The organism is Kitasatospora sp. NPDC051170 (assembly GCF_044455705.1).
Lineage (GTDB): Bacteria > Actinomycetota > Actinomycetes > Streptomycetales > Streptomycetaceae > Kitasatospora.
This window is the reverse complement of the sequence record NZ_JBITFA010000006.1, coordinates 79892-97944: the sequence shown is the minus strand read 5'-3', so window position 1 is coordinate 97944 and position 18053 is coordinate 79892. Positions and strand designations below refer to the sequence as shown.

Annotated in this window: 18 protein-coding genes and 1 tRNA gene; 10 read left to right on the top strand and 9 right to left on the bottom strand. The window is 73.4% G+C overall.

All coding sequences use genetic code 11. From position 1 onward, the window contains the following. The first annotated feature begins 143 nt into the window (after nt 1-143). Nucleotides 144-2873 (top strand): ATP-binding protein, encoded by a 2730-nt coding sequence (locus ACIBCA_RS15315; RefSeq protein WP_396283355.1) that lies wholly within the window; start codon nt 144-146, stop codon nt 2871-2873. Between the two features lie 7 nt (nt 2874-2880). Here ACIBCA_RS15315 and ACIBCA_RS15310 read toward each other — a convergent pair whose 3' ends face one another. Then, nucleotides 2881-3270, bottom strand: a complete 390-nt coding sequence (locus ACIBCA_RS15310) for a MerR family transcriptional regulator (RefSeq protein WP_396283354.1) — start codon at nt 3268-3270, stop codon at nt 2881-2883. Nucleotides 3271-3339: 69 nt separating this feature from the next. Here ACIBCA_RS15310 and ACIBCA_RS15305 point away from each other — a divergent pair, with 69 nt between their 5' ends. Continuing rightward, entirely contained in the window at nt 3340-4242 is a 903-nt protein-coding gene (locus ACIBCA_RS15305; protein WP_396283353.1) for an NAD(P)-dependent oxidoreductase, read from the top strand. Between the two features lie 66 nt (nt 4243-4308). Here ACIBCA_RS15305 and ACIBCA_RS15300 read toward each other — a convergent pair. After that, nucleotides 4309-4382: transfer RNA gene (locus ACIBCA_RS15300), tRNA-Pro, on the bottom strand. A gap of 99 nt (nt 4383-4481) precedes the next feature. Further along, the gene (locus ACIBCA_RS15295) at nt 4482-5426 is read right to left on the bottom strand and encodes a metallophosphoesterase (RefSeq protein ID WP_396283352.1); all 945 of its coding nucleotides are present in this window, start codon (nt 5424-5426) and stop codon (nt 4482-4484) included. A 142-nt stretch (nt 5427-5568) separates the two neighbouring features. Here ACIBCA_RS15295 and ACIBCA_RS15290 point away from each other — a divergent pair, with 142 nt between their 5' ends. Next, complete coding sequence (locus ACIBCA_RS15290; RefSeq protein ID WP_396283351.1) at nt 5569-6021, top strand: GatB/YqeY domain-containing protein; 453 nt, start codon at nt 5569-5571, stop codon at nt 6019-6021. Between the two features lie 85 nt (nt 6022-6106). Here the strand turns inward: ACIBCA_RS15290 and ACIBCA_RS15285 are convergent, their stop codons facing one another. After that, nucleotides 6107-8455 carry a transglycosylase domain-containing protein gene (locus ACIBCA_RS15285; protein ID WP_396283350.1) on the bottom strand — a complete coding sequence of 783 codons (2349 nt, stop codon included), beginning with the start codon at nt 8453-8455 and terminating at the stop codon, nt 6107-6109. 426 nt (nt 8456-8881) lie between these two features. Between ACIBCA_RS15285 and ACIBCA_RS15280 the strand changes: the two genes are divergently transcribed. Next, the gene (locus tag ACIBCA_RS15280; protein ID WP_030240986.1) at nt 8882-9205 is read left to right on the top strand and encodes a WhiB family transcriptional regulator; all 324 of its coding nucleotides are present in this window, start codon (nt 8882-8884) and stop codon (nt 9203-9205) included. Between the two features lie 100 nt (nt 9206-9305). Here the strand turns inward: ACIBCA_RS15280 and ACIBCA_RS15275 are convergent, their stop codons facing one another. Further along, the gene (locus ACIBCA_RS15275) at nt 9306-10490 is read right to left on the bottom strand and encodes an ArsA family ATPase (protein WP_396283583.1); all 1185 of its coding nucleotides are present in this window, start codon (nt 10488-10490) and stop codon (nt 9306-9308) included. Nucleotides 10491-10552: 62 nt separating this feature from the next. Next, a complete protein-coding gene (locus ACIBCA_RS15270) occupies nt 10553-11626 on the bottom strand; it encodes an ArsA-related P-loop ATPase (protein WP_051838329.1) in 1074 nt (357 codons plus the stop codon). A gap of 226 nt (nt 11627-11852) precedes the next feature. On the opposite strand from ACIBCA_RS15270, the gene ACIBCA_RS15265 reads away from it, so the two are divergent. From ACIBCA_RS15265 to ACIBCA_RS15245, 5 genes are all read left to right on the top strand, one after another. After that, nucleotides 11853-12011, top strand: coding sequence for a DUF4177 domain-containing protein (locus ACIBCA_RS15265; protein ID WP_396283349.1), 159 nt, complete (start codon nt 11853-11855; stop codon nt 12009-12011). Next, nucleotides 12008-12475, top strand: a complete 468-nt coding sequence (locus ACIBCA_RS15260; RefSeq protein ID WP_031075380.1) for a RidA family protein — start codon at nt 12008-12010, stop codon at nt 12473-12475. The genes ACIBCA_RS15265 and ACIBCA_RS15260 overlap by 4 nt, the downstream gene beginning before the upstream one ends. A gap of 78 nt (nt 12476-12553) precedes the next feature. Further along, a complete protein-coding gene (locus ACIBCA_RS15255; RefSeq protein ID WP_396283348.1) occupies nt 12554-13420 on the top strand; it encodes an NUDIX hydrolase in 867 nt (288 codons plus the stop codon). Between the two features lie 117 nt (nt 13421-13537). Continuing rightward, a complete protein-coding gene (locus tag ACIBCA_RS15250; protein WP_396283347.1) occupies nt 13538-13711 on the top strand; it encodes a hypothetical protein in 174 nt (57 codons plus the stop codon). Next, a complete protein-coding gene (locus tag ACIBCA_RS15245) occupies nt 13708-14541 on the top strand; it encodes an MBL fold metallo-hydrolase (protein WP_396283346.1) in 834 nt (277 codons plus the stop codon). The genes ACIBCA_RS15250 and ACIBCA_RS15245 overlap by 4 nt, the downstream gene beginning before the upstream one ends. Nucleotides 14542-14612: 71 nt before the next feature. Here the strand turns inward: ACIBCA_RS15245 and ACIBCA_RS15240 are convergent, their stop codons facing one another. The 3 genes from ACIBCA_RS15240 to ACIBCA_RS15230 all read right to left on the bottom strand — a co-directional run bounded on the left by ACIBCA_RS15240 (nt 14613) and on the right by ACIBCA_RS15230 (nt 16626). After that, complete coding sequence (locus ACIBCA_RS15240; protein WP_030288117.1) at nt 14613-15287, bottom strand: Crp/Fnr family transcriptional regulator; 675 nt, start codon at nt 15285-15287, stop codon at nt 14613-14615. A gap of 243 nt (nt 15288-15530) precedes the next feature. Continuing rightward, complete coding sequence (locus ACIBCA_RS15235) at nt 15531-16160, bottom strand: RraA family protein (protein WP_396283345.1); 630 nt, start codon at nt 16158-16160, stop codon at nt 15531-15533. Nucleotides 16161-16443: 283 nt separating this feature from the next. Further along, on the bottom strand, nt 16444-16626 hold the full coding sequence (locus ACIBCA_RS15230) for a hypothetical protein (RefSeq protein WP_396283344.1): 183 nt from the start codon (nt 16624-16626) through the stop codon (nt 16444-16446). Between the two features lie 182 nt (nt 16627-16808). On the opposite strand from ACIBCA_RS15230, the gene ACIBCA_RS15225 reads away from it, so the two are divergent. Next, nucleotides 16809-18020, top strand: coding sequence for a helix-turn-helix domain-containing protein (locus ACIBCA_RS15225; RefSeq protein WP_396283343.1), 1212 nt, complete (start codon nt 16809-16811; stop codon nt 18018-18020). Nucleotides 18021-18053 lie beyond the last annotated feature (33 nt).

Below are 18053 nucleotides of genomic sequence, written 5' to 3'. Positions count from 1 at the left end.
TCCCGTGTCGTGGTGGGGGGTTGTTCCGGTCGTTCCCGGTGTGTCCACCACGTTAGGGACGGGCTGTCGCGGCCGAATCCGTCACGTATAGGTAGGGGCGTACGTAGCCTCGGCACGTGGTCGGGCTCGGTAGGGTCGGGGGCATGCTGTACGGGAGGGAAGGCGAACAGGCCGCCGTGGAGAGCCTGCTGGCGGCGGCCCGGGACGGGCGCAGCGGCGTGCTGCTGCTCCGGGGCGAGCCGGGCATCGGCAAGACGGCCCTGCTGGACGACGCGGTGGCCCGGGCGGGGTCCGCGTTCCGGGTGATCCGGGCGACCGGCGTCGAGTGCGAGGCCGAACTGCCCTTCGCCGGGCTGAGCATGCTGCTCGCGCCCGGCCTGGACCGGCTGCCCACGCTCCCCGGCCAGCAACGTCGGTCGCTGGAGCGGGCGTTCGGGCTGGCCGAGGAGGAGTCCGCGCCCGCCGACCGGCTGCTGGTCGGCCTCGCCACCCTGGGCCTGCTCGCCGAACTCGCCGCCGACCGGCCGCTGTTGTGCGTGGTCGACGACCTCCAGTGGCTGGACGGCGCCTCCCTGGACGCGCTACTGCTCGCCGCGCGGCGGTTCCAGGCGGAGGGGGTGGCACTGCTGCTCGCGGCCCGGCCAGCCTTCGCTGAACGTCCTTACGGGCTACCGGAATTGACCGTTTCCGGGCTCTCCGACGCCGACGCGACCCGCCTGTTGGCCGACCGCCTGTCGGCCCTCGGAGCCACGGCCGTCTCCGCCGGACTGCTCGCCGAGGCGTCCGGGAACCCGCTCGCGCTCACCGAACTGCCGCTCACCGCCGCCGCCGGGGGCCTGCCGCTGACCAGTCGGCTGCTGGTCGCCTTCCACGGCCAGGTCACGGGCCTGCCGGCGGCCACCCAGACCCTGCTGCTGGTCGCCGCCGTCGAGGAGAACGGCGACCTGGCCGTCGTCCTGCCTGCCGCCGAGGCCCTCGGAGTCGGCGCCGAACACCTCGCCCCCGCCGAGGAGTCCGGCCTGGTGACGGTCACCCCCGAGCGCCGGGTCGCCTTCCGGCACCCGCTGCTGCGCGCCGCCGTCCTCCAACGGGCCCCGCACCATCAGCGGTTGGCCGCCCACCGCGCCGTCGCCGACGCCCTGCCCGACGGCGACCGCCGCACCTGGCACCGCGCCCACGCCGCCACCGGCCCCGACGCCGACCTCGCCGACGCGCTGGAACGCGCCGCCGTCCGCGCCGAACGCAGCGGCGGCCGTGGCGGCGCCACCGCGTACGAGCGCGCCGCCCGGCTCACCCCCGACCGCGACGGCGCCACCCGCCGGCTCGTCCTCGCCGCCGAAGCCGCCACCGAGGAAGGCGAGTTGGAGCGTGCCGAAGCCCTCGCCGAGGAGGCCGGCGCCCGTACGGACGACGCGTTCGCGCACGCCCTGCTCGACCAGGTCCGGGCCACCGCGCACTTCTGGCGCGGCTCCTACCCGACCGCCCACCGGCTGCTGCTGGACGCCGCCGGCGCCGACATCGACCCGTCCCACGCCGCCCGGATGCTGTTCCAGGCGTTCCACGCCGCCTGGTACGCGGGGGAGGAGCCGGTGGTCACCGTCCTCGACCGGCTCGCGGCCCTCCCGCTCGCCGAGGACGCCCCGCTCGCCCCGCTGGCCCGGCACCTGCCCGCCGTCGTCCTGCCCGCCCTCGGCAGGCCCGCCGGACCGCTCCCGCCCGTCCGGGAGACCGTCGAGGCCGCCCGCAAGGCCGGCGCCGAGAGCCCCGTCGACCTGGTGCAGCTCTGCGGCGCCACCCTCGTCCTCGGCCGCGACGAGGAGACCGCCGACCTCGCGGCCGAACTCGCCGCCGAGGCCCGCGCCAAGGGCACCGTCGGCGTGCTGCCCACCCTGCAGTTCTTCCTCGCCGAGGCCGAACTCTTCCACGGCCGCCACCGGGACGCCGAGGTGACCGCCACCGAGGCCCTCACCCTCGCCCGCGACACCGGCCAGCACCAGTGGGTGAGCCAACTCTCCGCGATCCTCGCCTACCTGGCCGCCCTCGACGGCCGCACCGAACAGTGCGCCGCCCTCGCCGCCACCGCCCTCACCACCACCGGCTCCCAGACCGCCGCCCCCGCCGCCGGCCACCCCTGGGCCCACTGGGCCCTCGCCCTGCACGACCTCGGCCAGGGCCGCGCCGGCGACGCCGCCGACCGCCTGCACGCCCTCACCACCGGCCCCCACCGCCACCACGTCAGCGCCACCCGGGCCGTCCCCGACCTGGTCGAAGCCCTCGTCCGCCTCGGCACCCCCGACCGCGCCACCGAACCGTACGAACGCTTCGCCCGCTGGACCGCCGCCGTCGACCGCCCCTGGGCCGAAGCCCTACGCCTGCGCTGCCAGGCCCTGCTCGGCCCCGACGAACTCGCCGAATCCACCTACACGGCCGCCCTCGCCCTCCACGAGACCGCCCACCGCCCCTTCGAACAGGCCCGCACCGCCCTCCTCCACGGCGAACGCCTCCGCCGCACCCGCCGCCGCACCGACGCCCGCCCCCACCTGCGCGCCGCCCTCGAAACCTTCGACCGCCTCGGCGCCACCCCCTGGTCCACCCGCGCCCGCACCGAACTCGCCGCCACCGGCACCCCCACCTCCCCCGCGACCTCCTCGACCCCCTCGGCCTCTCTGACCGCTCTGACTTCTCTGAGTTCTCTGACCCCCCAAGAACTCCAGATCGCCCGCCTGGCCGCCCAGGGCCTCACCAACCGCGACATCGCCGCCCAACTCTTCCTCAGCCCCCGCACCGTCGCCCACCACCTCTACAAGGCCTACCCCAAACTCGGCATCACCTCCCGCACCGACCTCCCCACCACCCTCCTCCCCACCCCCTGACCCCGGCTCAGTCTCCCGGCCGGGCCGTGCGGATGAGGTCGCTCGGGGCGGGGGAGTCGGTGATGCGGTCCAGGAGGGCGCGGGCGGTGGTGAGTTCGTCGATCTGGTGGGTGATGCGGGTGCGTTGGTGGGCGAGGAGGGTGAGGAGTTCCGGGCAGGTCGGGCCGGGGCGGCGGTGGCCGGGGGGTGGGAGGCCGGGGAGGATCTCGGCGATGGTGGCGCTGTTGAGGCCTGCGGCGAGGAGGGTGCGGATGCCGTGGACGGCGTCCACGTCGCGCTCGGCGTACTCGCGGTAGCCGCTGGGGCGGCGTTCGGGGGTGAGCAGGCCCTGTTCCTCGTAGTAGCGCAGCGCGCGGGGGGTGACCCCGGTGCGACGGGCGAGTTCTCCGATCCGCATGGCGGGCACCTTCCGTGGTCCGGTACGGGCTTGACTCTGACGCCGACGTGAAGCTCTAGCGTAAACGCCGTGCCGAACCGACGATCTTCCTCAACCACTCATTCCCGTGCGGCCGTTGCCGTTCTAGGCCTGGGCCCGATGGGCCGGGCGCTGGCCCTGGCCCTCCTCGCGGCAGGCCATCCGACCACCGTGTGGAACCGCACGCCCGGCCGCGACGCCGAGGCACTCGCCCACGGCGCCCGCTCGGCGGCGAGCCCCGCGGAGGCGGTCGCCGACGCGCCGCTCGTCCTGCTCTGCGTCCGTGACCAGGAGGCCGCCCGGGCCGTCCTGGACGCCGCCGGCCCGGCCCTGCGCGGCCGGACCGTCGTCAACGCCACCTCCGTCACGCCCGACGACGCCCGCGCCAACGCCACCGACGCCCTGGCCCACGGGCACCACCTCCTCGACGCCGCGATCCTCACCCCGACCAGGACCATCGGCCGCCCCGAGGCCACCGTCCTGTTCAGCGGCCCCGCCGAGACCTTCGCCGCGCACCGGGAGACGTTCGCGGCCCTCGGCACCGCACGCCACGTGGGCGAGGACCCCGGACGGGCCGCCGCCTTCGACGCGGCCGTGCTGGACCTCTTCTGGACCACCGTCCACGGCTACCTCCACGCCCTCGCACTCGCCCGAGCCGAGGGCATCACCGGCGCCGAACTGGCCCCCTACGCCCAGGGCCTGCCGCTCCTGCTGCCACCCCTGATCGAGGACTACGCCCACCGCGCCGACACCCACCACCACCCTGGCGACCGCAGCACCCTCGCCTCCGCCGCCGCCGGCCTGGCCCACGTCACCCACACCGCCCGCACCCGCGGCCTGGACACCACCGTCCTGGAAGCCGCCCTCACCCTCACCCGCCGCGCCGTCACCGCCGGCCACGGCCCATCCGGCGTCTCCACCCTCGTCGACCACCTGGCCGCACCTCGGCAGTAGCCCCGGGAAAAGCAGTCAGGGCCGGTAACCCTTGCGGGTCACCGGCCCTGAGCTGGTGTTACTGGGTCGGGGTGGCGGGATTTGAACCCACGGCCTCTTCGTCCCGAACGAAGCGCGCTACCAAGCTGCGCCACACCCCGGTCCTGCGGTTTGTCGCTCCGTCTCCGTCGCAACGAGTAGAACTCTACCGGACGCTCGCCGAGACACGAAATCCGGTTTCGGGCGGGCGTCCGGGTGGGTCAGCGGGGGGCCGGGGTGAGGGTGAGGAGGGTGGCTTCGGGGGGGCAGGCGAAGCGGACGGGGGTGTAGCGGTTGGTGCCGCAGCCGGCGGAGACGTGGAGGTGGGCGCGGCGGCCGCCGGCGGTGTGGGTGGAGAGGCCCTTGACGCGGTCGGTGTCGAGGTCGCAGTTGGTGACGAGGGCGCCGTAGAAGGGGATGCAGAGCTGGCCGCCGTGGGTGTGACCGGCGAGGATCAGCGGGTAGCGGTCGGCGGTGAAGGCGTCGAGGACGCGCAGGTAGGGCGCGTGGACGACGGCGAGGGAGAGGTCGGCGTCGGCGGAGGGGCCGCCGGCGACCTCGGAGTAGCGGTCGCGGCGGATGTGGGGGTCGTCGAGGCCCGTGAACTCGAGGTCGAGGCCGTTGACGGTGAGGCGGCCGCGGGCATTGGTCAGGTCGAGCCACCCGGCGGCGTCGAAGCCGTCGCGGAGCTTCTCCCAGGGGTTGTGGACGGCGCCGACGACGCCGGTGTTGGCGGTGCCGTCGGGGTTGTTCATGCCGTGGACGCCGCTGCGCAGGGCCTGGAGGTAGCGGGCCGGGTTCTTGGGGGCGGGGCCGTAGTAGTCGTTGGATCCGAAGACGTAGACGCCGGGGAATTCCATCAGCGGCCCGAGCGCGTCCAGGGTGGCCGGGACGCCGTGGGGGTCGGAGAGGTTGTCGCCGGTGTTGACGACGAGGTCGGGGCGCAGGCCGGCGAGGCTCTGGAGCCAGCGCTGCTTCTTGCCCTGTCCGCTCACCATGTGGATGTCGGAGACCTGCAGCACGCGGATCGGTCGGGCGCCGTGCGGCAGGACGGGGATCTCGACGCGGCGGAGCCGGAAGGATCGGACCTCGTACCCGACGGAGTAGGCGAGGCAGGCGGCGCCGACGGCGGCGACACCGAGGGGGACGGAGTACAGCGGTCGCATCGCTCCATGGTCTCAGACGGGGGATCAGCTGGTGACCGCCCGGGGGGAGCCCCGCGGCCGTACGGGAGCACAGCGGCAGTACGGGAGGGCGGCGGCCGTTAATGCCGGGCGCCGGAACGCCGCAGGTGGGAGACTTGCGGCCATGACCACGCTCAAGGCGCAGCTGCAGGAGGACCTCACGGCTGCCATCAGGGACCGGGACGAGCTGCGCTCGTCCACCATCCGGCTCACGCTGGCCGCCGTCACCAGCGAGGAGGTGGCGGGCCGGGCGAAGCGCGAGCTCTCGGACGACGAGGTGCTCAAGGTGATCGGCCGGGAGGCGAAGAAGCGCCGGGAGGCGTCCACGGCCTTCGACGGCGCCGGCCGCACCGAGCAGGCGGCCCGGGAGCGGGCGGAGGGCGAGGTGCTGGCGGGGTACCTGCCCAAGCAGCTCTCCGACGAGGAGCTGGCCGCGATCGTGGCCGCCGCCGTCGCGGAGAGCGGGGCGAGCGGGCCGCAGGCGATGGGCGCGGTGATGAAGCTGGTGCGTCCGAAGGTGGACGGGCTGGCGGAGGGCGGCCGGGTCGCCGCCGCCGTGAAGGCCGCGCTGAGCTGACAGTCGCACCGTAGGACACAGAGAGGGGCGCCCTCCGAGCCGAAGCTCGGAGGGCGCCCCTTCACGATCCATCGGACGGACGGCCTCAGCCGTTCCCCCCGTTGCCGCCGCCACCGTGCTTGCCGCCGGGTCCGCCGTTGCCGCCGATGACGCCCGGCGGGAGGGTGAACCCGCCGCCGATCACGCCGCCGGGGTTGCCGGGTCCGCCGTTGTTGCCTCCGGGCGGCGGCGGGTTGCCGCCGGGCTGCTGCGGCTGGTTCGGGTCGGCCGGCGGGGTGGCGCCGGCCGGCGGGGTGGCCGGCTGCGGGTCCGGGATGTTGATGGTCTGGATCGGCTCCTGCGGGGTGCCCTTGAGGGCCTGGTTCATCGCCATCTGCCAGATCGGCCCGGGGCCGTCGGCGCCGAAGACCTCGGTGAAGGGCTTGCCGCCGATGGTGATGTTCTTCATCTTCACGCCGCCGTCGGGGCCGCCGAGCCAGACGGAGGTGGCCAGCGACGGGGTGTAGCCGCTGAACCAGGCGGCCTTCTTCTCGTCGGTGGTACCGGTCTTGCCGGCGATCTTGCGGCCGTCGTCGAGCTGGAGGGCGGCGGCGGTGCCCTTCTCGGTCACGTTGAGCAGGACGGTGTTGAGCGCGTCCGCCGTGTTCTCCGAGAACGCCTGGCTGCACTGCGTCTGCGGGACCTTCACGTCCTTGCCGTCCACGGTCGTGATCTTGTTGATCGCGATCGGGGTGCAGTACTTGCCGCGGGCGGCGAAGGTCGCGTAGACGTTCGCCATGGTCAGCGGGGAGAGCTCCATGGTGCCCAGGACCATCGAGGGCACCTCCTTGAAGGGGTCGGCCCCGGCGGACTGGGTGATGCCCAGCTTGTTGGCCATCTGCTTCATCGCGCAGAGGCCGACCTGCTGCTCCATCTCCACGAAGTACGTGTTGACGGACTTCGCCATGGCTTCCTTGAGCTGGTACGGGCCGACCTCGCTGGCCTGCTCGTTCTTCACCGACGCCTTGGGGTCGCCCGGCTTCGGGATGTTCTTCCAGGTGCCTTCGCAGGTGGACATGTTCGGGTAGTCGATCTTGTTCTCGGACGGGAACGGCTGGGTGGGCGACATGCCCGACTCCAGGGCGGCCACGGCCAGGATCGGCTTGAACGTCGAACCGGTCTGGAAGCCGTTGCCGCCGCCCATCGCCGCGTCGACGTTCAGGTTGACGACGGTCTGGTTCTTGTTCTTGTCCAGGCCGTACGGGCGGGTCTGGGCCATCGCGAGGATCTTGCCGGTGCCGGGCTCCATCATGGTCGCGGCGGCCGACACCGGGTCGGTCACGAAGACCTTCTTGGTGACGGCGTTCTGCGCGGCGGCCTGCTTGTCCGGGTCCAGCGTCGTGTAGATGTTCAGACCGCCGGTGTTCCAGAGCTTCTTGCGCTCGTCGGCGCTCTTGCCGAAGACCGGGTCCTGCTTGATCACGTGGCGCACGTAGTCGCAGAAGAAGCCCATGCCGGCCTGGGCGGTGATGCAGCCGTTCTGCGGGTCCTTGTACTTCAGGCCCAGCGGGGCGGCCTTCGCCTCCTTCGCCTGGTCGGCGGTGATGTGCTTGTTCTCGAGCATCTTGTCGATCACGACGTTGCGGCGCTTGACCGTGTTGTCGGGGTAGCGCACCGGGTCGTAGGACGACGGGTTCTGCACTATCCCGGCGAGGGTGGCGGCCTCGGCGACCGTGAGGTCCTTGTTGCTCTTGCTGAAGTACCGCTGGGAGGCTGCCTCGACCCCGTACGCCTGGTGGCCGTAGAAGGTGATGTTGAGGTAGTTGGTGAGGATCTGATCCTTGGTCAGGTCCTCCTCCAGCTTGATCGCGACCTTGAGCTCCTGGATCTTGCGGCCCAGGGTCTTGCGCTGGGCCTCCAGGACGGCCGACTGGTCCTCGCCGGCCTTCTCGACGTTGACGTTCTTCACGTACTGCTGGGTCAGCGTCGAGGCGCCCTGCGAGTTGGTGCCGGTCTCGGCGTTCTTTCCGAGCGCGCGCAGGATGCCCTTGAGGTCGACGGCGCCGTGCTCGTAGAAGCGGGCGTCCTCGATGTCGACCTGGGCGTGCCGCATGAGGGGCGACATCTGGTCGGCGGCGAGGACGGTGCGGTCGCGCTCGTAGACCTTGGCGATCAGGCCGCCCTTGGCGTCGAAGATCTGGGTGGCCTGGGTCAGCGGCGGGGTCTTGAAGTCGTCGGGGATGTTGTCGAAGCTCTCCGCCGTGTCCTTGGCGGTGAGGCCGATGGCGCCGACCGCGGGCAGCACGAGCCCGGCCAGCAGCACTCCGGAGAGCACGCTGACCCCTAGGAACTTCATGCCGTGGCCGGCGAAGTCCAACGGTGATCCGCTGCTCTTGCGGCGCGGAGCTCCGCTGTTTCCTGGGGGCTGGGGGGCCTGGGAGCGGTTCGGTGCCATGGGGAGAACCCTACGTCGCGGAATCCCGCACACCGGGGCAGGTGTTCGCCTAGGCTTGTCACAAGCTTGCGACAGCTTCGGTGCGTCAACATCATTCACTCTTGTGAGTGCGGAGACTTGCCCGAATTGCCCGAATTCCGGGGGATTTTGAGGCAGCTGTGGCCTGCTGTACCCGTGTGAACCGTAGCGCTCCGTGATGACACGCGTGGCGAGAGTACGGGCGTCACACCTGGCAAGGCTTGCGACCTGCGATCACTCCAACGAGTGAGCTGACCGATACCCATAGTCCAATCGGGTCATTCGAGATTGAGCCCGAAGGGGCTGTTGCAAGCTGTCGTTCTTCCGTAACGTCCTCAACTGGCAACGGTGAATATGCCGTTGCCGCCGTGGGGGAGCCTCGAATCATCGGGAGAGGACGGCGCCGGCATGGGCTGGGTTGACGACTGGAGTGCGCAGGCCGCCTGCCGCACGAGTGATCCGGACGAACTGTTCGTCCAGGGGGCGGCGCAGAACCGCGCCAAGGCGGTGTGCAGCGGGTGCCCCGTCCGTACGGAGTGCCTGGCGGACGCGCTCGACAACCGGGTCGAGTTCGGGGTGTGGGGCGGGATGACGGAACGCGAGCGCCGGGCGCTGCTGCGCCGCCGCCCGACCGTCATCTCGTGGCGCAGGCTGCTGGAGACGGCCCGTACGGAGTACGAGGAGTCCCTGGCGACCGGCGTGATACTGACGGACTACGCCCAGGCGGGCTGAGCCAGGCGGGTTGAGCCAAGGCGGGCTGAGCCGGACAGGCCGGGCCCCACCCCGTGCCGGGCGCCAGCCGGCCAGGACACCACACACTCACGCGCCGCGCTCACGCGGACCCGCCGAGCCGCCCCCCGATCTCGCGCAGCCCCTCCAGGTCGTGCACGTCGCCGGGCAGCGCGGCCACCTCGACGATCGGCACGTCCGGGTACACCGAGACGAAGCGGTCGCGGGTACGGCGCTCGCGCCCCATGATCTGCATCCGCTCGGCGTGCAGCCGCAGCAGCCCCGCCGCGAGCAGTTCGGCCTCCGGCGACGAGTGCTCCGATCCGTTCTCCTCCAGCGCCTCCGCCGCGGCCAGCGCCCGTTCCGCGGTGAGCTGCGGCGCGCCCGTGTCGTGCACCCGGTTGAGCACCAGCCCGGCCAGCGGCATCCGGTCCGCGGCGAGCCGGTCGACGAAGTACGCCGCCTCGCGCAGCGCGTCCCGCTCCGGGGCCGCGACCACCAGGAACGCCGTGCCCGGCGCCTTCAGCAGCTGGTACGTGCGGTCGGCGCGCTCCCGGAAGCCGCCGAACATCGAGTCCGTCGCGCTGACGAACGTCTGGACGTCGGTGAGCAGTTGGGCGCCGAAGATCTTGCCGAGGGTGCCGGTGAGCAGGCCCATGCCCGCGTTCAGGAACCTCATCGCGCTGCGGCCGCCGACCTTGGCGGGGGCGGTCAGGATGCGGATCACCCGGCCGTCGAGGAAGGAGCCGAGCCGGTTGGGCGCGTCCAGGAAGTCCAGCGCCGAGCGGGAGGGCGGGGTGTCGACGACGATCAGGTCCCACTCCTCGGCGGCGCGCAGCTGCCCGAGCTTCTCCATCGCCATGTACTCCTGCGTGCCCGCGAAGCCGGCCGACAGGGACTGGTAGAAGGGGTTCTCCATGATCGCGCGGGCCCGCTCGGGCTCGGAGTGGGCGAGCACGACCTCGTCGAAGGTCCGCTTCATGTCGAGCATCATGGCCTGCAGCTCGCCGTCACCGGTGACGCCCTTGACCACCCGGGGGGTGTTGTCCAGCTCGGTCAGGCCCATCGACTGGGCCAGCCGCCGGGCCGGGTCGATGGTCATCACCACGACCTTGCGGCCGCGCTCGGCGGCCCGCAGGCCGATCGCCGCGGCGGTGGTGGTCTTGCCGACGCCGCCGGAGCCGCAGCAGACGATGATCCTGGTCTTCGGGTCGTCGATCAGCCCGTCCACGGCGAGCCGCTTGCCGGTGCTCCGCACGCCGTTCCCGCCGTTCCCGCCGGCCCCGATGCGGGTGCCGTTGCCACGACCGCCGTTCCCGTCGTTCCCGCCGTTGCCACTGTTCGCGCCGCTCACGCCGCCCCCTGCCGCTTGAGTTCGCCCGCCAGCCGGTAGAGCCCGCCGAGGTCCACGCCCTCGCCCAGCAGCGGCAGTTCGTACGTGGGGAGCCGCAGCCGCTGGAGGTCGGCGCGCTGCGCGCGCTCCAGCTCGACCCGCTCGGCGTGCTCCCTGGCCTGCTCCAGCAGCGGGTCGAGCAGCGGCTCCACCGCCGCCCGGATGGTGTCCGGCTTGCGGGAGCGCCCGCCCAGCCCGGCCTCGCCGAGGGCCAGGGCGACGTCCTCGCGGTGGTCGCCGTCCACCGCGGCCACCGCCGCCGCGTCCAGCACCGGCGGCCGGACCAGGTTGACCATCACCCCGCCCACCGGGAGCTTCGCCTCGCGCAGCTCCTCGATGCCGTCGACGGTCTCCTGCACGGGCATCTCCTCCAGCAGGGTGACCAGGTGCACGGCCGTCTCCGGCGACTTGAGCACCCGCATCACCGCCTGCGCCTGGGTGTGTATCGGGCCGATCCGGGCCAGGCCCGCGACCTCGGAGTTGACGTTCAGGAAGCGGGTGATCCGGCCCGTCGGCGGGGCGTCCATCACCACCGCGTCGTAGCGCCGCCGCCCGTCCGGGCCCTTGCGCCGGGACGCCTCGCAGGCTTTGCCGGTGAGCAGGACATCCCGGACGCCGGGCGCGATGGTGGTGGCGAAGTCGACGAACCCGACCTTCTGGAGGGCCTTCCCGGCCCGGCCGAGCTTGTAGAACATCTCCAGGTACTCGAGCAGCGCCAGCTCGGTGTCGATCGCCAGCGCGAACACCTCGCCCGGGGCGCCCTCCCCGGCGGGCAGGCCCAGCTGGGGGCGCGCGACGGAGGCGATCCGCCGCTCCTCGTACGGCAGGGCGGCGATCCCGAAGAGTTCGGCGATGCCCTGGCGCCCCTCGACCTCGATCAGGAGCACCCGCCCGCCGTCCGCGGCGAGCGCCAGTGCCAGCGCCGCGGCCAGCGTGGTCTTCCCGGTGCCGCCCTTGCCGCTGACCACGTGCAGTCGGACGCCCTCCCAGTCGGGATCGCGCCGGGCCGCCTGGCCGGGGGTGCGTGCCACGCTCCGTCTCCGTCCGTTCCGTCCGTTCCGAGCCAAGGGCCTCGCCGCCGCGTCGTCCGCACGGCAGTGCCCTCCCGCGAGGGTAACCAGGGACCGTGCCGGATGCCCGGAGCCCCTGGGGTGCCAGGCCCAGATCATGCCCGCTTTGTGCTCCACCTCACACGCCGACCCCGTGCGCCGGGCCCGACACCGACCCCGACACCGGCCGCTCGTCTAGAGTCTGGCCATGACCAAGTGGGAATACATGACGGCGCCGCTTCTGGTGCACGCGACCAAGCAGATCCTGGACAACTTCGGCCACGACGGCTGGGAGCTGGTCCAGGTCGTGCCTGGCCCGAACCCGGAGCAGCTGGTGGCCTACTTCAAGCGGGAGAAGAAGGCATGAGCGCCGTCGAGTCGAAGCTCGCCGAGCTGGGCCTGACCCTCCCGCCGGTGGCCGCCCCGGTCGCCGCGTACGTGCCGGCCGTCCGCGCGGGCGAGTTCGTCTTCACCTCCGGCCAGCTGCCGGTCGTCGGCGGCAAGCTGCCGACCACGGGCAAGGTCGGCGCCGAGGTCTCCCCGGAGGAGGCCAAGGAGCTGGCGCAGACCTGTGCGCTGAACGCCCTGGCCGCCGTGAAGTCGGTGATCGGCGACCTCGACCTGATCGAGCAGGTCGTCAAGGTCGTCGGCTTCGTCGCCTCCGCCGCGGACTTCACCGGCCAGCCGGCCGTGATCAACGGCGCCAGCGAGCTGCTCGGCCGTGTCCTGGGCGAGGCCGGGGTGCACGCCCGCAGCGCCGTCGGCGTGGCGGTGCTGCCGCTGGACGCCCCGGTGGAGGTCGAGATCCAGGTGCGCGTCAAGGCCGCCTGAGTCCGATCGTCCGATCGTGATCACGGAGGCGGGGATCGGCCCTGTCCAACCCCGCCTCCGTGCGCTTAGCATCCGGGCATGGACCATCGAGCGACGACGCTCCCGATGCCGCCCGGCTGGCCCGCCCGCATCCGGGCGGTCGACTCCGGCGTGCTGACCCCGCCGGAACCCCGGCTCGCCGCGACCGTCGTGCTGCTGCGCGACGCGGCGGACGGCCCTCAGGCCTACCTGCTGCGCCGGCGCACGTCGATGGCCTTCGCGGCCGGCATGTACGCCTACCCGGGCGGCGGGGTGGACCCGCGCGACGCCGAGGTCGAGACCGGCTGGGCCGGCCCGACCCCCGAGCAGTGGGCCGACCGCCTCGGCGTGGACGCCCGGACGGCGCGGGCGGTGGTCTGCGCGGCGGTCCGCGAGACCTTCGAGGAGGCTGGCGTGCTGCTGGCCGGCCCGGACGCCGGGAGCGTGGCCGCGCCCCGCGACTGGTCCGCCGAACGGGCCGCGCTGGAGGCGCACGAGCTCTCCTTCGCCGAGTTCCTCCGCGACCACGGGCTGGTGCTGCGCAGCGACCTGCTGGGCGGTTGGGCCCGCTGGATCACCCCGGAGTTCGAGGAGCGCCGGTACGACACCTGGTTCTTCGTCGCCGCGCTGCCGCCCGGCCAGGACGCGGCCCTGGAGGTCGGCGAGGCCGACCGCGTCGCCTGGCTCACCCCGGCCGAGGCCGTCCGGGGCCACGCGGAGGGCCGCTTCGGCATGCTGCCGCCGACCGTCACCGTGCTGCGCGAGCTGTCCTTCGCCCGCAGCGCCGCCGAGGCGCTGGCCGCGGCGGCGGACCGGACGGTGGAGCCGGTGCTCGGCCGGGCCGAGGTGCGCGGGGACCACATGACCGTGCGCTGGCCGGGGTACGACGAACTGACCATCGACGGGGAGTTCCCCGAGGGCTCCTGAACGTTCTTCCCGTGATGCCGTGAACACCGAGTAGACGTGAACACCGACCAGCCGTGAACACCGAGCAGCCGTGAACACCGAACAGACGTGACCGCCGAACAGAAAGGACGACGCCCGATGGCCCACAACGACGTGGTTCGCCGGATCGCCGCCGAACTGCCCTCCCGCCGCCTGACCTCCCGCAGCCCGGCCGGCGCCCAGCCGGTTCCGTTCGTCGAGGTCGCCCAGCGCGCCCTCGTCCGGGCCCTGCCGCTACGGGCCCTGCACCGCGACGGCGAGGGCGGCCGGTGACCGGAATCCTGCCCGGTGACCCCGCCGCCGGTGTCGGCGGCGAGGCCACCTCCCGGGCGCTGTGCGTGCTGGCGCCGAACCCGTCGCCGATGACGCTGGACGGCACCAACACCTGGCTGCTCGCCGAGCCCGGTTCGGACCTCGCCGTGGTGATCGACCCGGGTCCGCTGCACGAGGGCCACCTGCGCCGGGTGATCGACCTCGCCGAGGAGCGCGGCAAGCGCATCGCGCTGACCCTGCTCACCCACGGCCACCCCGACCACTCCGAGGGCGCGGCCCGCTTCGCCGAACTGACCGGCACCGAGGTGCGGGCCCTGGACCCGGCGCACCGGCTGGGCTCCGAGGGCCTGGTCGGCGGCCAGCGCCTGGACGTCGGGGGCCTGGACCTGCGGGTGGTCGCCACCCCCGGCCACACCTCGGACTCGCTGACCTTCCACCTGCCGGAGGACGGCGCGATCCTCACCGGGGACACCGTGCTCGGCCGGGGCACCACGATGGTCGCCCACCCGGACGGGCGGCTCGGCGACTACCTGGACTCGCTGCGCCACCTGCACACGATGGCCTCCCACCACGGCGTACGGACCGTCCTGCCCGGGCACGGCCCGGTGCTGGCGGACGCGCTCGGCGCCGTCGACTACTACCTGGCCCACCGGGCCGCCCGGCTCGCCCAGGTGGAGACCGCCGTGGAGGCGGGCTGCGCGACCCCCGCCGAGGTGGTGGCCCGGGTGTACGCGGATGTCGACAAGGCCCTGTGGCCGGCCGCCGAGCTGTCGGTGCGGGCCCAGCTGGACTACCTGCGGGAGCACGGGCTGATCCCCGAGCAGGGCTGACGCGGCCCGGCCGGAACGCCGAAGGGCCGGTCCGCGGGGACCGGCCCTTCGAGGCTCCTACGGGCGGCGCGTCAGCGCGAGCGCCGCGACAGCCGCTCGACGTCCAGCAGGACGACCGCGCGGGCCTCCAGCTTGAGCCAGCCGCGGCCGGCGAAGTCGGCGAGCGCCTTGTTGACCGTCTCGCGGGAGGCGCCGACCAGCTGGGCCAGCTCCTCCTGGGTGAGGTCGTGGGCGACGTGGATGCCCTCCTCGGACTGCACGCCGAAGCGGCGGGAGAGGTCCAGCAGGGCCTTGGCGACGCGGCCGGGCACGTCGGAGAAGACCAGGTCGGACATCACGTCGTTGGTCCGGCGCAGACGGCGGGCGATGGCCCGCAGCAGCGCGATGGAGACCTCCGGGCGGGCGTGCAGCCAGGGCTGCAGGTCGCCGTGGCCCAGGCCCAGCAGCTTGACCTCGGTCAGCGCGCTGGCGGTGGCGGTGCGCGGGCCCGGGTCGAACAGCGACAGCTCGCCGATCATCTCGCTGGGGCCGAGGACGGCGAGCATGTTCTCGCGGCCGTCCGGCGAGGCGCGGTGCAGCTTGACCTTGCCCTCGGCGACGACGTACAGCCGGTCGCCCGGGTCGCCCTCGTGGAACAGCGACTCACCACGGGCGAGGGTGACCTCGGTCATGGAAGCGCGCAGCTCGCCGGCCTGTTCGTCGTCGAGTGCCGCGAAGAGTGCGGCGCGCCGCAGAACGTCGTCCACGTGCTTCCTCCTTCTCGGCCTTCGGGCGGGTTGGCCGTCCGGCGCAAGTTCCGTTCAGTGTTCTGCATCACCAAGCATGGCGCATGTCGCTCCGATCATATGAGGAGGGGGTGTGGGGAGGTGCGCTGCGCGGGGCCATTCGTACCGGCGGGTCACCGCGTACGGCGCCCGCCGGGCCTCCTGGATCGAACATCCGACCGTCGCGATCGAACGGCGGGCGGGCCGCCGCGGCTCTCGGCCGGCTCAGCCGGTGAAGCCCAGGTCGGCGAGGTTGCGGTCGATCCGGGCGCGGTGGGCGGCCTCCCAGTCGTCCAGCGTCTCGGCGGCCTCCTTGGCCAGCTTCGCCCGCGCGGCGGCCAGCACCTCGGCGCGCCGGGTGGCGGGCACGACCACCACACCCTCCTCGTCCGCCACCACGACGTCGCCCGCCGCGACCGAGGCGCCGCCGCAGAGCACCTCCTCGCCGTGGGTGCCCAGGGCCTCCTTGGCGCCGGGGATCGGGATCACGCCGCGGGCGTACACCGGGAAGCCGAGCTCCCGGACCTCGCCGAGGTCGCGGATCAGGCCGTCCGCGACGAAGGCGGCGATGCCGCGGCGCTGCGCGACGGCGCAGACGTTGCCGCCGGCCAGCGCGTAGTCGAGGTCGCCGGACTCGACGACGATCACCGAGCCGGGCTCGGCCCGGTAGATCGCGGCGTGCAGCATCAGGTTGTCGCCGGGTGGGCACTTGACGGTGAACGCCGGCCCGGCCACCCGGGGGCCGCCGGCCCACAGCGGGCGGATGCCGATGTCCATCACCTGGGCGCGGCCCAGGACGTCGGCCAGGGTGGTGGTCGGGATGGACCGGAAGTCTTCGATGGTGTTCTCGCTCATGGCGGTGTGTTCCCCCTCTGATCGGATCGGCTGAGCAGCATCGAAGAGTAGGACACGGACGGCGCGAGCGAGCAGGAGGTCGTCAGCGGCGCCGGCGGACCCCGGCCTCCGGGGTGAGGCTGTCCGTGGTGCCGAGGATGGCGACCTGGAGGGCGGCGCCGGCGAAGGCGGTGACGAGGCGGGCGATCCTGCTCATGCTGGTGACTCCTCGGTCGGTTCGGGACGGGACGGTTCGGGGCGGGCCGGTTCGGGACGGTTCAGTGCAGGTCGTGGTCGACGGAGCTCACCGGGGGACGGAACGCACGAGGTGCTTCACCAGGTGGTGCACCGGGGCGGTGACCGAGGTGGGCGTCGCGCCCCGGCGGGCGGCGTCGGGGCCCGCGCCCCCGGCGCAGGCGGTCAGCGAGAGCGCCGCGACGGCGGTCGCGGCGGCGACGGCCAGACGGCGCGTGCGGGTGCTGGGCATGTCGGCGGGTTCCTCTGGATACGGTGGGGCGCTGGGATGACCGAAGCTTGTGACGTGGTTCGTCCCGGCCGCTACGGCCGACGGCGAACTCGGTACGTTGGAACGCCTTTATGGGCTCTGACCTGGGGGAACGGTCGGGCCTGGAACGCTGGAACGGGACACCGGACGATCGGAGGCGCGGGGTGTCGGGGGAGACGGGGAGCACGGGAGCCGAGGGTGCGACGGAGTTTTCGCGCCTGCTCAGCGGGCTCAAGGAACGCTCGGGGCTGAGCTACGGGACGCTCGCCAAGCGGCTGCACATGAGCACGTCGACGCTGCACCGCTACTGCAACGGGACGGCGGTGCCCAACGAGTTCTCGCCCGTGGAGCGGCTGGCCCGGGCGTGCCGGGCGACACCGGACGAGCTGATGGAGCTGCACCGGCAGTGGATCCTGGCGGACGCGGGGCGCGGACGGAGGCCGTCGGGGGCGCTCGCACCGGAGCCCGAGCCCGCTTCCGTACCCGATCCCGTTTCCGCACCGGAGCCCGCGCCCTCCCTCGCCCCCGCCCCATCCCGCCGACGCCGCAGGGCGCTGATCGCCTCCGCGGCGGCGGTGGTCGTCCTGGCGGCGGCGGTGGTGCTCGCCGTCCGCCCCACCCCGAAGGGCGACGGCGGCGCGGCCGAGGCCGCCGTGACGGTGGCGCCCGCCGCCGATCCCACCACCCCCGACACCCCGGCCGCGCCGGCCCCCACCCCCTCCTCGGCGGCGGCCCCGGCCCCCACCGCCACCCCGACCACCCCGGAGCCCGACGACGGCCCCGCCCCGCTCACCGTGCGCACCCGCCCGTACGCCTACTCCGACCCGTGCAGCCAGCACTTCCTCGTCCGCCGCGAGCCCGGCCAGGTCGGCCCGCCCGCGGTCGAGTCGGAGGCCCGGCGCTGGGCGGGCGAGTACGGCGCGGTCTCCTCCGACGAGCAGCTGGTCGCCCTGACCGTGCAGGGCACCGGCGCCGAGACCGTCGTCCTGGAGGCACTGCGCGTACGGGTCGTCTCCAAGTCCGCGCCGCTGGCCTGGAACGACTACGCGATGGGTGTCGGCTGCGGCGGCGTCGCCGACACCAAGTCCTTCGAGGTGGACCTCGACCGGGGCAGCCCGACACTCGCCCCCGGCCACGGCCAGCGCGCCTTCCCGTACACGGTCAGCGAGTCCGACCCAGAGGTCTTCTACGTCACCGCCCACACCAAGGCGCACGACGTCCGCTGGGAACTGAGCCTCGACTGGTCCAGCGGCGGCCGCCACGGCACCCTGCGCATCGACGACTCCGGCACCTCCTTCCGCACCAGCGCCGCCACCGGCCGCCCCGGCTACGACTACCCACCGGGCTCCACCCGCTGGAGCAGGCGCGCAGGCTAGGCCCTTTCCGAAAGGGAGGCCCTGGGCCATCAG